Raw genomic sequence first — 14346 nt, 5'->3', positions numbered from 1 at the left:
TCGAATCGAAGGAAAGTACGTTGCCTAACTTGAACAAGAATCCGGAACCTTCCGAGTCGGGGGACTCGTCTGGATCACAGCCGCCGGTTCCACCGCAGTTCGGGTCGCCGTTCGACTACGACGCGACGGCGGATGCGTCGTTGACGGAAACCTCGGCACCCACCGAAAAGACGCCGTCGACGGAGACCACCGGCACCGGTCCAGGCTGGGACACGTATTCGGGAGTCGGAAACGGTCCGGGGTGGGGAAACCACCCCATCTACCCGCCGCCGACCGGAACCGAATCGACCACAGCGTTTCCCGCTGCCGATTCTGATTCCACCCCGAATCAGCCGACAGCGCCGTACACGTCGCAGGAAAGTTACGCCGCCCAGAACTATCCGGCGCCTGACTACTCGAGCCCGACCCAAACCCCGACGGACGGTCCCGTCTACGGTGCACCGGCAGATCAGACTCCGAATCCCTACGCGGCTCCGCCGCAGGGCTACCCCCAGCCGGGATACTCACAGCCGGGTTACGGTCAGCCTCAGGGGTACCCACAAGCTCAGGGTTATCCTCAGCCTGGCTACGGCCTGGTCGACCCGTCCGCACCATACGGACGTGACCCGATGACCGGTGAACCGTACTCGGACAAGTCGAAGACGACTGCCGGATTGCTGGGCATTCTGCTCGGCGGATTCGGTGCAGGACGTTTTTATCTCAACCAGCCCGGCATGGCTGTCGCACAGATCGCGGTCACTTGGTTGACGTGTGGAATCGGTGGCATCTGGCCGCTCATCGACGGAATCATGATGTTGACCGGCAGTGTGCGCGATCAGTACAACCGCCCTTTGCGTAGCTGATCGAAACGACCCTCGGCAAGTGTGACCCCCTGATGCCTCGGTATCAGGGGGTCACCGTTTTGCTCTCGCGACCTGCGGTTATGGGCTGATAAACTAGCGCACGTCGGCTGCATGTCCGCGTGGAGGTCGCCGAGTGCTGTTTTCTCGAATACCTGAACCTCGGGGCCTGTACGACCCCGATCAGGAAACCGATTCGTGTGGTGTAGCCGTGGTAGCAGACACCTCTGGACGCCACCTGCATTCCATTGTCGACGATGCGCTCGCGGTCCTGGGCAATCTCTCCCATCGCGGCGCAGTTGGGCGCGAATCCAACAGCGGAGACGGCGCGGGCATTCTGATTCAGCTGCCGACGGAGTTCTTCGACGCGGTGACCGAGTTCGAGCTTCCACCACCCAACGCGATGGGTGAGAACACCTACGCGGCCGGAAACTGCTTTCTCCCGGTGGATCAGGAAGCACGTTGGCGCGCGGTAGTTCGGATACACCGGTACGCAGCGGCAGAAGGACTGCGGATTATCGGGTGGCGAGAGGTGCCGGTCGACCGCGACTGCGTCGGAACCGTTGCCGCGCAGTGCGCTCCGTACATCAGTCAGTGTTTTGTGACGTGCGCCGAGTCACGGGATCGTAGTGTGGGCGGAATTGCCTTGGACCGACGAGTCTTTGCCCTCAGGAGACAAGCCGAGCGGATTCACTCGGCCGACACTGCAGTGTATTTTCCCTCGTTGTCCGCCCGAACCATCGTGTACAAGGGCATGCTGACGCCGACGCAGTTATCCGGTTACTTCACCGACCTACGCGACGACCGAATGCGAACTGCGTTGGCAGTCGTGCACAGTCGATACTCCACGAACACATTTCCGTCGTGGCCACTCGCTCAGCCGTATCGCTGCATCGCCCACAACGGCGAGATCAATACGATTGTGGGAAACAGGAATTGGATGCGCGCTCGCGAGCCGATGCTGCGGAGCACACTTTTAGGTGGGGACATCGATCGCCTGTTTCCGATCTGCACCCCGGGAGGATCCGACTCTTCGTCGTTCGACGAAGTACTGGAGTTTTTGACGCTCGGGGGCCGCAGTGTGCAACACGCCATCGCGATGATGATTCCCGGAGCCTGGGAGAACGATTCTTCGATGCCCGACGAGATAAAGGCCTTCTACCAATTTCACGGTTGTCTGATGGAACCGTGGGACGGTCCGGCGTCCGTGACGTTCAGCGACGGCATTGTTGTCGGGGCCGTGTTGGATCGCAACGGTCTTCGCCCAGGGCGATGGTGGCGGATGAAGAACGACCGTATCGTGTTGGCCAGTGAGAGCGGCGTGTTCGACGCTCCCACGTCCGAGGTGTTGGAGAAGGGGCGCCTCGAACCGGGACGCATGTTTCTCGTGGACACCGCTCGCCATCGCATCGTTTCCGATGCGGAGATCAAGTCCGAACTCGCGAGCACAGCCCCCTACCGGGACTGGGTCGACGGGGGATTGGTCGACCTCGAGGACATCCCCGAGACTGCGCCTGCTCGAGGCGATCCGGCTCCGCTGTTGCAACGGCAGTTGCTCTTCGGATACCACGCCGAGGACCTGCGGGACATTCTTGTCCCGATGGCAAGCTCAGGATCGGAGCCGTTGGGGTCGATGGGTGTCGACACGCCCCTCGCCGTTCTCTCGGATCGGCCGAAGCTGTTGTACGACTACTTCGTCCAGCTCTTTGCTCAGGTGACCAACCCGCCTTTGGACGCGATTCGCGAGGAAGTCGTCACTACGCTTGGTGTCACCCTCGGCGGTGAGCAGAACTTGTTCGAAGCGTCGGCGCTGTCGTGCCGAAGGATTGTTCTCGACAAACCGGTGATCGGACCGGGGAAGATGGCGAAGGTCGCCGAACTATACGGCGCAAGAACTCCGAGAAGCGCTGTCCTTCGCGCAAGTTTCGATCCGAGGGGCAGTCTCACCGAAGGCGTCGAGAGGCTTCGTGAGTCCGCCCGAACAGCCGCCGCAGCCGGTATCGAGATTCTGGTGATCTCCGACCGTGGATCAGGCCCTGAGCAGGCTCCCATTCCGTCATTGCTCGCAGTATCAGCCGTGCACCACGATCTGGTTCGTCATGGCCTGCGGACCAAGGTTTCCCTTGTCGTCGACTCGGGTGACGCGCGCGAAGTTCATCACATCGCGCTGCTGATCGGCTACGGTGCGGCGGCTGTCCACCCGTATCTTGCTCTCGAATCTGTCCAAGCCCTCAGCGAGCAGGACGAACTTCCCGGGATAGATCCGAAGACTGCGTCGGACAACTACCTGAGAGCAACAAATTTCGGCGTGCTCAAAGTGATGTCGAAGATGGGAATCGCTACGGTTCACTCCTACACGGGCGCACAGGTATTCGAGGCCGTGGGCTTGGGTCGAGAGTTGGTCGACGAATACTTCTGCAACACACGGAGCCGGATCGGCGGGATCGGTATCACTGAAGTCGCGCGCGAAGTTCTGATGCGCCACACGGCTGCGTTCTCGTCGTCCGCAGTGCAGCATCGTCAGTTCGACAATCGTCAGTTGACCGACAGTGGACAGTACCGGTATCGCCGCGATGGTGAATTGCATGTGTTCACACCCGAATCCGTGTTCTTCCTTCAGCATGCGACCCGGACCGGGCGAAGTGAGATGTTTCGTCGCTACAGCGATGAAGTCGATCGACTGAGCGCGCAGGGCGGAACACCGCGGGGATTGTTTCGATTTCGGTGTGAGGTTCGTCCGCCGATTCCGCTCGATCAGGTCGAACCCGTCGAGTTGATTCTCGCTCGATTCAACACCGGTGCGATGAGCTACGGTTCCCTCTCTGCGGAGGCGCACGAGACGATGGCGGTTGCGATGAATGCTCTCGGCGGGCGTTCCAACACCGGTGAGGGCGGAGAGTCGCCGGAGCGGTTGCGTGACGACAAGCGTCGAAGCGCTGTCAAGCAGGTCGCGAGTGGTCGCTTCGGGGTGACCAGCGATTACCTGGTCAATGCCACCGACATTCAGATCAAGATGGCCCAAGGTGCCAAGCCGGGTGAAGGAGGGCAGCTTCCGGGGTCCAAGGTGTACCCGTGGATCGCGGAAACCCGGTACTCGACGCCTGGGGTCGGGCTCATTTCTCCGCCCCCGCACCACGACATCTATTCGATCGAGGATCTCGCCCAATTGATCTACGACCTCAGATGCGCGAACAATCGCGCGCGGATACACGTGAAGTTGGTCAGCGCAGCCGGAGTCGGGACTGTTGCGGCAGGTGTGGCCAAAGCGCACGCCGACGTGGTGCTGATCTCCGGTCACGACGGCGGGACGGGTGCTGCGGCACTCTCGTCCATCCACCACGCGGGTGCGCCGTGGGAGATCGGGCTGGCCGAAACTCAGCAGACCCTGGTGCTCAACGGGTTACGCGATCGGATCGTCGTCCAGTGTGACGGGGGTTTGCGCACGGCGCGGGACGTCGTCGTCGCCGCGTTGCTGGGAGCGCAGGAGTACGGGTTTTCCACGGCGCCACTCATCGCGGCCGGGTGCGTCATGATGCGGGTATGTCATCTCGACACCTGCCCCGTCGGAGTAGCGACGCAGAATCCCGAACTGCGCGAGCGATTCACCGGCCGGCCCGAGTACGTCGAGAACTTCTTTCGCTTCATCGCCGCCGACGTACGACGGTTGTTGGCAGAACTGGGGTTTCGAAGTATCGACGATGCGCTGGGGCACGCAGACGTATTGGAAATGTCTCCGGCGGTGGCGCATTGGAAGAGTCGGACGTTGGATCTCTCACCACTCTTCGACGTTCCGGCCACGCCGGCCGGCGCGGCCTACCAACCGTATGTACCTGTTTCGAGCGAACTCGAACGCACCCTGATCGAGTTGGCTGCGAACTCGCTCGAGGACGCTCGACCCGTGCATATCGAACTGCCAGTACACAATACGGATCGAGCGGTGGGAACGAGGCTGGGCGCTGAGGTGACCAGACGCTACGGCGCCGTCGGGCTACCTGACGGCACCATCGACGTCGTGCTCCGTGGAACGGCAGGCCAGTCACTCGGTGCGTTCCTGCCACCGGGCATCTCGCTGGTCGTTGTCGGCGATGCAAACGATTACGTGGGAAAGGGGCTCTCGGGTGGACGAATTGTGCTTCGGCCGAGTGAGGACGCACCCTTCGTGGCCGAGGAGCAGGTGATTGCCGGCAATACGCTGCTGTACGGCGCTACGAGCGGTGCGCTCTATGCCCGGGGGCGTGTCGGGGAACGATTCGCGGTGCGCAACTCGGGTGCGGTCGCTGTGGTGGAAGGCGTCGGCGACCATGCGTGCGAGTACATGACCGGGGGGCGCATCGTCATCATCGGCCCAACCGGTAGGAACCTTGCTGCGGGAATGTCCGGCGGACTTGCCTTCGTACTCGACGTGAAGGCAGAAAAGGTCAACCGCGACATGGTCGTTCTGGAGCAGCCCTCGGCGGAAGACTGTCGTCAGCTGGTCGACATTCTCGGCGAGCATTTGGTTGCGACCGGCTCGCCGGTGGCGGCAAAACTTCTCGACGACTGGGTTGGCCAGAGTCCGAGATTCACCAAAGTCTTGCCTGTCGACTACCGGAAGGTCGTGGAAGAGAACGAACTGGTGGAGCCGGCTCATGCCTGACGCACGCGGGTTCCTCAACGTGAAACGATCCGACGCACCGACCAGACCGACCGACGTGCGCGTCGGCGACTGGGCGTCGGTATACGAGTCGCTGGATCCCGTCGTGCGGAATCGAGACGTATCTGCACAGGCCTCGCGTTGCATGGACTGCGCTGTGCCGTACTGCCATTCGGTCGACATAGGGTGTCCGCTCGGCAATCTCATTCCGGAATGGAACGACCTGGTTCGGCGTGGACGGTGGTCCGAAGCCTCCGAGAATCTGCATTCCACCAACAATTTCCCCGAGTTCACCGGACATCTGTGCCCCGCACCGTGCGAAACGGCGTGCGTTCTCGCACTCGACGACGAGCACACGTCGGGGGGTGTCACCATCAAGCGCATCGAACTGGCGATTGTCGACAACGCCTGGGAGTCGGGTTGGTTGGGGCCGCAGGCTGCGGTAGTTCACAGCGGAAACCGTGTTGCGGTTGTCGGTTCGGGACCGGCGGGACTGGCCGCGGCTCAACAACTGACACGAGCCGGACACAGTGTCACGGTGTTCGAGCGGAGCGATCGGATCGGGGGACTGCTTCGCTACGGAATTCCGGAATTCAAGTTGCCCAAGGCCCTCATCAACCGGCGGCTGGACCAACTGACCGCCGAGGGGACCAGATTCGTCACCGACTGCGCCGTCGGAGTGAACGTGAGCGCGCACGACCTCTCGACGGATTTCGAGGCGGTAGTCCTGGCGGTCGGGGCTGATCGTGCCAGAGACACCGACGTACCGGGTCGTAGTCTTCGCGGAATCCATCGTGCGATGACGTACCTGCGTGCGGCCAACCACGAATGCGAGGGTGATGGTGCGTCGAGCATCTCGGCGCGAGGTAAGAACGTCGTGATCATCGGTGGCGGCGACACGGCCGCCGACTGCCTCGGCACGGTGCATCGCCAAGGCGCCCTCTCGGTGACGGAATTGGACTACCACGTCCCACCTCCGGCACGCCGCGATCGAGATCGCGACCCATGGCCGTTGTGGCCGCGGGTCCTGCGCACCTCGCCGGCGGACGAGGAGGGCAGTGACAAACGATTCCGATGGGCGGCGCAGGAATTTCTCGACGACGGTGGGGGTGCGGTCCGCGCAATCCGGATGGTTCCGGTAGCCGTGTCACGAGCGAAGGACGGACAACGGACCCTGGTGGAGACCGGCGACACGACGGATCTGGTGTGCGAGATGGTCCTACTCGCTCTGGGTTTCGACGGCGTCGAAACCGCCCCGCTGCTCACCGACCTTGATGTCGGCACCGATCCACTCGGCAGAATCGAGTGTGATGTCGGGTGGCAGACCCGGACACCCGGCGTATTCGTCTGCGGCGACGCGCATCGCGGGGCGTCGCTGGTCGTGTGGGCGATTGCCGAGGGACGGTCGGCCGCACGTGCCGTCGACATGTTTCTCACAGGCGAGTCGGCGCTTCCGGCTCCGGTTCATCCAAAGGCATTTCCGCTGTTCGTGAGCTGACCAACTGAATCGAGTAAGTACAGAAAGTGCAGGTCGCAAATGCCGGATAGAAGTGCGGTGGGGTAGCGACTAGGCTCGAGCCGTGAACCGACGGACAAAAATTGTATGCACACTTGGACCTGCGACAGCTTCTGGCGACCGCATCCGTGAGCTCGTGGAGAGCGGCATGGACGTGGCGCGCCTCAACTTCAGCCACGGCGAGCATGCCGATCACGAAGAAAACTACATTCGCGTCCGCGCCGCGTCGGACGCCACCGGAAAGGCCGTCGGTGTTCTCGCCGACCTTCAGGGGCCCAAGATTCGACTCGGTCGATTCAAGGACGAGCGGACCACCTGGGCCAACGGTGAAGAGGTTCGAATCACCGTCGACGACGTCGAGGGAACGCACGATCGCGTCGGCACCACGTACAAGGAATTGGCGCGCGACGCCAAGGCCGGCGATCGACTGCTGGTCGACGACGGCAAGGTCGGCCTGGTCGTCACGTCCATCGACGGCAACGACGTCGTCTGTCGGGTCACCGAAGGCGGTCCGGTCAGCAACAACAAGGGCCTCTCACTGCCCGGTATGAACGTCTCCGTTCCAGCCCTGTCGGGCAAGGACATCGCCGACCTCGAGTTCGCTCTCAAGTTGGGCGTCGACTTCATTGCACTCTCCTTCGTTCGCTCACCGGCGGACGTCGAATTGGTTCACGCCATCATGGATCGAGTCGGGCGCCGCGTTCCCGTCATCGCGAAGCTCGAGAAGCCCGAGGCCATCGACAATCTCGAAGCCATCGTGCTCGCGTTCGACGCCGTCATGGTCGCCCGCGGTGACCTCGGTGTCGAGTTGCCGCTCGAGCAGGTCCCGCTCGTTCAGAAGCGCGCAATCCAGATTGCTCGTGAGAACGCGAAGCCGGTCATCGTCGCGACGCAGATGCTCGAGTCGATGATCGAGAACTCACGTCCCACTCGCGCAGAGGCATCCGATGTCGCCAACGCCGTTCTCGACGGCGCCGACGCAGTCATGCTCTCGGGCGAGACTTCGGTGGGCAAGTACGTCATGGAAACCGTTCGCACCATGGCCCGCATCGTCGAGGCCGTCGAGAACGAATCAACCCGTGTCCCACCGTTGACCCACGTCCCGCGCACCAAGCGCGGTGTCATCTCGTACGCAGCACGCGACATCGGCGAACGTCTCGACGCCAAGGCCTTGGTTGCGTTCACTCAGTCCGGTGACACGGTGCGTCGACTGGCTCGTCTGCACACGCCGCTGCCGTTGCTCGCCTTCACACCGCTGCCCGCGGTGCGCAGTCAGCTGACGCTGACGTGGGGAACCGAGACGTTCCTGGTCGATGCGGTGGCCACCACCGACGAGATGGTGCGTCAGGTGGACAGTGCGTTGCTCTCCCTCGGGCGGTACGTCAAGGGCGACCTCGTGGTCATCGTTGCCGGATCCCCTCCGGGAACTGTCGGTTCCACCAACCTCATTCACGTCCACCGTATCGGCGAAGAGGACCACTGAGTGACCCACGCGAACGCGTCCACCGACCTCGGTACTCTCCTCGGTCTGTTGGATCTGGAGCAGATCGGTGAAGACGCGTTCCGTGGATACCACCCGAAACAGGTAGGTTCGCGGACGTTCGGCGGTCAGTTGGTGTCTCAGGCACTGATGGCCGCCGGGCGGACCGTCGACGGTGATCGCCCCATCCATGCGGTGAATGCCCATTTCATTCGCGGCGGAGATGTCAAGGCGCCCATCGAGTATCGGGTGGATCGTCATCGCGACGGGCGGGCGTTCGCCAACCGTCAGGTGACTGCCTATCAGGGTGAGAACGAATTGTTCGTGATGCTCGCGGCGTTCCAGGACTCCGGCAAGGGGCTCGACCATGCTGTCGAGATCCCGGATGTTCCACTTCCGGAGTCGTTGCCTCCCATCGGCGATCATCTGGTGGGGTACGAGGAAAAACTGCCGCATTTCAGTGCGGCGCTCAAGCCGATCGACATGCGGTACGCCAACGATCCGGCGTGGATCCTCAAGGGCACCGGCGAGAAACTCAACCACAATCGGGTGTGGATGCGCCCCGACGGTGATCTGCCGGACGATTCGCTCATTCACGCTGCGACGCTGGCATATTCGTCCGACACCACCGTGCTCGATTCGATTCTGACCACTCATGGTTTGTCCTGGGGTCATGATCGTATCGTCGCGGCGACGGTCAATCATTCGATCTGGTTCCATCGCCCGTTCCGGTTCACCGACTGGGTTCTGTACGCCACCGAATCGCCGGTCGCCGCAGGTTCGCGCGGTCTGGCAACCGGACGGTACTTCTCGGTGGAAGGACTGCTGTTGGCGACGGTGGTCCAAGAAGGAATGATCAGGCATTTCCCGCGTAAAGGGGAATGAGATGCGGGCCCGAGACTGAACTCGGGCCCAGAATCAAGCAGACTTGCGATATTGCGGTGAGAGTTCGTCGGCGCGGTCCCACGGAGACCAGTCGACTTTGCGTCCATCGAGTTGGGCCGCAACAACTTCCAAGCCCGCGTGCCAGCCGGCAGCGTGGGCGTACGCGGACTCTTCGTCTTCCATCGTGTGGGTGAGGGTCAGCCAGCAACCGCCGGTGCCGTCCGGTGCCAGTTCCCAATGCAGAGTATCTGCGTCCCAGAGGAATTCGAGAATTCGGTGCGGGTGGACGCTGATGACCGTCCCGCGCGTCACGTGATCTGCTGGCAGTCCGAATCGCTCGACTTGTTCCGGGGTCACCTTGAACAGCAGATCCGCGCCGGGAGTGAGATCGAAATCGACGTCCGCCGGGAACCAGGCGTCGAGGTACTCGCGTTCCGTTATCACTTTCCAGACCTTGTCCGGTGCGTGCGGAATTGCCAGTTGGAAGCTCAGTGACACCCGACCGTCATAGGTCAGGTTTATCTTGCCGTTGTCCATCGGTGCCTCCAATGCTTGGTGCCCGTGCGGTTGCCCCCATCGTGCCATCTAATTGCTTAGGATGGAATAACTGCAGGTCAGATCGTTACCTATTGATAGGTTATGTCGATTTGTCTCGTTTTGAGAGCGGCGTTCCGGATGCGTTTCGTGGCAGTGAGACAAACGCGCGGTACGCTGACCACGCACGACTGGCGCGGGTGGGAATTACCACCGGAGAGTGCACATCGCGAGGCATCGACCGCCTGGGTGCTTCACACATCTTGTGTGAAGGGGGATCCATGTCTACCGAGAATCGGCCTACCGAAAACGTCTCTACCAAGAATCTGTCGACCCAGACCGCGCCCGCTCGAATAATCGACGGACGCGCAATTGCCGATGCTGCGCTCGCGGACCTGTCAGTGCGCACCAGGCAGTTTCGTGATGAGGCGGGGCACGTTCCTTGCCTGGCCGCCGTCATCGTGGGAGCGGACCCGGCCTCGAAGGCGTATGTACAGATGAAGGCCAAACGATCTGTCGCCGTCGGAATGACGTCGCGGACGGTCGAACTCCCGGTGAGTACAACCACCGAAGAACTGGTCGGCGTGCTGAGAGCGTTGTCGGCGGACCCTTCGATCGACGGCATACTGCTGCAACACCCGGTGCCAGACCACATCGACGAACGGGCCGCGTTCGATGCCATCTCGGCCGACAAAGACGTTGACGGCGTCACTTCGGCCATCTTTTGCGGCAATGGCGTTGACCGGTGGGGGATTCGAATCGTGTACGCCGAGTGGCATCCTGCGCCTGCTCGACGCCACAGGCGTCGAACTCTCCGGAAAGCATGCTGTCGTGGTCGGCCGAAGCCCGATACTCGGATTGCCGATGGGAATGCTCCTCCTGCGTCGAGGCGCAACGGTGACATACTGCCATTCGCGCACCGTCGACCTGGCCGCCCACGTCGCCTCGGCAGACGTCGTCATCGCGGCCGTCGGTGTTCCGGAACTGATCAAAGGGGCGTGGATCAAGCCTGGGGCAGTGGTGATCGATGCGGGGTACAACGAGGGCAACGTCGGAGATGTGGAGTACGCCGCTGCGCTCCCACATGCCGGTGCGATCACACCAGTGCCGGGTGGCGTCGGCCCCATGACGGTGGCAGTCCTGCTGGAACAAACACTGGCAGCAGCAGTTCGAGCAGCGGACGTTCGGGCATGCAGTGAGAATCATGACAGTCGTGTTGAACCGGACCCCGCAATCGCCTCGGATCGATTGTGAGACCTCGGTTTCGAGACGGAGTATTCATCCGCCCCGCGATAACCGAATTACCGCGTCGAGCACCGCTGCGCTGGAATGGCTGAGCTGAGCGCGCAATTGGGTATTCGACAGTCAGCTGTCTGCCTTGGGGATGTCGATCGTCAACTGGGACGGTGAATCGGATGTCGATACGGTGTATGCCGGACGGATGTCGACCGTGCCGACAAACGACTGCAGGATCGCACTGTTCCTGGCTGCACTGTCTATGCGCGTGATGTTTTCGCCCTCGTGAGATACGGAGTTGAGCGACGAATCCGATTGGACTCCCATCAGGTCGACTTGAAGTATCGATCGACTTCCGACGTCCACGACTGTGCTGTCACCCGCTCGGATTGCTTCACTGACGTATTCGGTTTTCCAGAACACAGATCCGCTTCCGTCGAAGCGATAGGTGATGCGGGTGAAACCATCGTGATCGATCACGTCGATCTCGGTCACGTCGACGCGCGGAGTCGGTGAAGGGACCTCCGTGTCGTTCGGGAACGGGGGAGGCATGGAGATCTCGGTGGATGGGGCATCGACAGGGGGAGAGCCGACCTGAAGGGTGCCGGTCTGTGTTGCAGCATCGAGCGCGGCCTGGGTGGAAGATTCGCCGGCAGTGCTGGATTCGCCGGCAGTATTGGATTGGCCGTCTGTTTGACACCCGGTGAGCAGCGCGAGAATCGATATGGCTCCGAGCAGAGCAATCAGCCGGTGACCGTTCATGGATCGAATCTAACGGCGGTCGATCTGGGGTACAGCCGAATGCCGAAACCTTGCGGTGCGGCCAGCTGCGGCAGGTGGTGCCCTCGGTGAGACTCGAACTCACACTGGACGGGTTTTGAATCCGTTTCCTCTGCCAATTGGGATACGAGGGCTTGTTGCGATGACTACATTAGAAGATGCGATTTCAATGTCAAACACCGGTACCCTCTAATCGTTCGCGTCTCGTGTCGGGGCGGTTCGATGGAGGAGGATGGTGGCCATGAATTCGCCGCAGCCGCAAGGCAATCAGCTCGCACCCCGTCGTGTTGTCGTCGCTGAAGACGAGGCGTTGATCCGCATGGATCTGGTCGAGATGCTCCGCGAAGAGGGCTACGACGTCGTCGGTGAGGCGGGTGACGGGCAGGTCGCGGTGGAGTTGGCCGAGTCGCTCAAGCCTGATCTGGTCATCATGGACGTGAAAATGCCCAGGAGAGACGGCATCGACGCCGCTTCGGAGATTGCCGCCAAACGCATCGCTCCTGTTGTCATTCTCACAGCGTTCAGTCAGCGCGAGTTGGTCGAGCGCGCACGCGATGCCGGCGCCATGGCTTACTTGGTCAAGCCGTTCTCGATCAGTGACCTCGTTCCCGCTGTCGAATTGGCGGTCAGTCGTTTCCGCGAGGTGACGGCGCTCGAGCGTGAGGTCGCTGATCTTTCGGACCGGCTCGAAGCACGCAAGCTGATCGAGCGAGCCAAGAGTGTTCTGATGGTTCGCCAAGCGCTCACCGAACCTGAGGCGTTCAAGTGGATTCAGCGCGCCGCGATGGATCGGCGCTCCACGATGAAGGCGGTCGCACAGGTCGTACTGGAAACTCTGGGCGGTGAACCGGACGCTTGAGCAAAGTGTCCGGGTTACCCGGTTGCTGCGTCGACCGTCGAAACGTCGCGCAGCGCTACAGCCGTGTAAACACTGTGCACCTTCAGATAACAGTCAGGTCACAGGGCTTTCTTGAAGGATCGCGAAACGGTTCCAAGGTCTAGCGTCTGATCCCACAGCGAGCGCCAGTTCGGGTGGCGCGAGCACCGGCTGATCTTAGGAGCGTGGGATGGCTAGACGAACACTTGTGCGTACTGCTGCAGTTCTCGGCGCGGCATCACTGGCACTTGCAGGCTGTAGCTCGGACAAGTCGGATGACTCGTCTTCGAGTGGCTCTACGTCCGGCGCTTCTGCCGCGACGACATCCGTCACGACTGATTGCACCCCGGAGCAGGCCAAGGCCGGCGCCACCCCGTCCACGGAAGCGCTGCGCATCGGCACGCTTCTTCCCGATACAGGCAGCTTGTCGTTCCTCGGGCCGCCGATGGTCGCGGGCACCCAGCTGGGAGTCAACGACGTCAATGCAGCCGGAGGCGTTCTCGGCCAACCGGTCCAGCTGATTCCCGGCGATTCGGGTGACACCACAACGGACACCGCCAATACCACCGTCGACCGCGAATTGGCTGCAGGCACTCAGGTCATCGTCGGCGCCGCGTCGTCTTCGGTCTCGCTCAAGGTGATCGACAAGATCGCCAGCGCAGGCGTCGTGATGTTCTCGCCTGCCAACACCTCGGACCAATTCGTCTGCTACCCAGACAAGGGCATGTACTTCCGCACCGCTCCGACGGACGTACTGCAGGCTCAGGCCGTCGCACAGCTCATTTCGGACGACGGTGGTCAGCGCGTAGCGATCATGGCCCTCAACGACCCGTACGGGACGGGTCTGGCGGACAACATCGAAAAGAATCTGATCGATTCGGGTGTCCCCTCCGATCAGATCGAGAAGATCATCTACGACCCGAACGCGCAGTCGTTCAACTCCGAAGTCGATCAAGTCAAGAACTTCAATCCGGATGCAGTGGCACTGGTGGGCTTCGAAGAGTCGGCGAAGATCATCACGCGCATGCACGAAGTGGGCATCGGCCCGTCGGACGGAATGGCGATGTACGGCGTCGACGGCAACATGGGTAACGCTCTCGGCGAATCCGTGGCGAAGCCGTTGCTCGACACCATGCAGGGAACGACGCCCCTGACGGACGTCGGAGCTGCCTTCCAGGATCGTCTGAAGGCTGTGAACCCCTCTCTGATCGACTTCAACTACGCCGGAGAGTCATACGACGCGGTGGTGATCTCAGCGCTCGCTGCCGAGCAGGCGAAGTCGACGGCCGGTACCGACATCGCGGCCAACATCAACAGCGTCACCGAAGGCGGCACCAAGTGCACGTCCTACGTCGAGTGCCTGCCGTTGGTGAAGGCGGGAACCGACATCGACTACGACGGCATCACCGGTGAGTTGGACTTCAACGATTCGGGGGAGCCGTCCATCGGTTCGTACGGAAAGCTCAAGTTCGGCCCTGAGAACACCCTGACCACAGAAGGATTCGTGGTGGTGGGCAAGTAAGTCGTGGGCAGGTAAGCAGCCAACGAGAATGGGCCAGGGTCTCG

10 protein-coding genes, 1 tRNA gene and 1 pseudogene are annotated in these 14346 nt (G+C 61.8%); 9 read left to right on the top strand and 3 right to left on the bottom strand.

Going from position 1 to position 14346, the window contains the following annotated elements; genetic code table 11:
• Nucleotides 1-29: 29 nt before the first annotated feature.
• From P0M12_RS28410 to P0M12_RS28390, 5 genes are all read left to right on the top strand, one after another.
• Nucleotides 30-842 (top strand): TM2 domain-containing protein, encoded by an 813-nt coding sequence (locus tag P0M12_RS28410; protein ID WP_165639873.1) that lies wholly within the window; start codon nt 30-32, stop codon nt 840-842.
• A gap of 133 nt (nt 843-975) precedes the next feature.
• On the top strand, nt 976-5475 hold the full coding sequence (gltB, locus tag P0M12_RS28405) for a glutamate synthase large subunit (protein ID WP_277377171.1): 4500 nt from the start codon (nt 976-978) through the stop codon (nt 5473-5475).
• Nucleotides 5468-6970: a glutamate synthase subunit beta gene (locus P0M12_RS28400; RefSeq protein ID WP_065454987.1), complete on the top strand. Its 1503-nt coding sequence runs from the start codon at nt 5468-5470 to the stop codon at nt 6968-6970. The genes gltB and P0M12_RS28400 overlap by 8 nt, the downstream gene beginning before the upstream one ends.
• Nucleotides 6971-7052: 82 nt before the next feature.
• Nucleotides 7053-8471 carry a pyruvate kinase gene (pyk, locus tag P0M12_RS28395; protein WP_003944038.1) on the top strand — a complete coding sequence of 473 codons (1419 nt, stop codon included), beginning with the start codon at nt 7053-7055 and terminating at the stop codon, nt 8469-8471.
• Nucleotides 8472-9353, top strand: coding sequence for an acyl-CoA thioesterase II (locus P0M12_RS28390; RefSeq protein WP_003944096.1), 882 nt, complete (start codon nt 8472-8474; stop codon nt 9351-9353).
• A gap of 33 nt (nt 9354-9386) precedes the next feature.
• Here P0M12_RS28390 and P0M12_RS28385 read toward each other — a convergent pair whose 3' ends face one another.
• On the bottom strand, nt 9387-9890 hold the full coding sequence (locus P0M12_RS28385) for an SRPBCC domain-containing protein (protein ID WP_030536752.1): 504 nt from the start codon (nt 9888-9890) through the stop codon (nt 9387-9389).
• An 11-nt stretch (nt 9891-9901) separates the two neighbouring features.
• Here P0M12_RS28385 and P0M12_RS30435 point away from each other — a divergent pair.
• Nucleotides 9902-10531: pseudogene (locus tag P0M12_RS30435) on the top strand (tetrahydrofolate dehydrogenase/cyclohydrolase catalytic domain-containing protein); the annotation flags it as partial.
• Between the two features lie 31 nt (nt 10532-10562).
• Nucleotides 10563-11141: a hypothetical protein gene (locus tag P0M12_RS28375; protein ID WP_277377169.1), complete on the top strand. Its 579-nt coding sequence runs from the start codon at nt 10563-10565 to the stop codon at nt 11139-11141.
• A 111-nt stretch (nt 11142-11252) separates the two neighbouring features.
• Here the strand turns inward: P0M12_RS28375 and P0M12_RS28370 are convergent, their stop codons facing one another.
• Together P0M12_RS28370 and P0M12_RS28365 are read right to left on the bottom strand one after the other, a co-directional pair.
• Nucleotides 11253-11885 carry a hypothetical protein gene (locus P0M12_RS28370; RefSeq protein ID WP_007728715.1) on the bottom strand — a complete coding sequence of 211 codons (633 nt, stop codon included), beginning with the start codon at nt 11883-11885 and terminating at the stop codon, nt 11253-11255.
• 75 nt (nt 11886-11960) lie between these two features.
• Nucleotides 11961-12037: transfer RNA gene (locus tag P0M12_RS28365), tRNA-Leu, on the bottom strand.
• Nucleotides 12038-12144: 107 nt separating this feature from the next.
• On the opposite strand from P0M12_RS28365, the gene P0M12_RS28360 reads away from it, so the two are divergent.
• Together P0M12_RS28360 and P0M12_RS28355 are read left to right on the top strand one after the other, a co-directional pair.
• On the top strand, nt 12145-12762 hold the full coding sequence (locus P0M12_RS28360; RefSeq protein ID WP_003944029.1) for an ANTAR domain-containing response regulator: 618 nt from the start codon (nt 12145-12147) through the stop codon (nt 12760-12762).
• Nucleotides 12763-12970: 208 nt separating this feature from the next.
• Nucleotides 12971-14302 carry an ABC transporter substrate-binding protein gene (locus P0M12_RS28355; protein WP_003944031.1) on the top strand — a complete coding sequence of 444 codons (1332 nt, stop codon included), beginning with the start codon at nt 12971-12973 and terminating at the stop codon, nt 14300-14302.
• Nucleotides 14303-14346: the final 44 nt, after the last annotated feature.

Origin of the sequence: Rhodococcus sp. RCBS9, assembly GCF_029457415.1 — a bacterium.
Classification (GTDB): Bacteria; Actinomycetota; Actinomycetes; order Mycobacteriales; family Mycobacteriaceae; genus Rhodococcus_F; species Rhodococcus_F qingshengii.
Note: the sequence above shows the minus strand (reverse complement) of the source record. Positions and strands in the feature narration are given on the sequence as shown.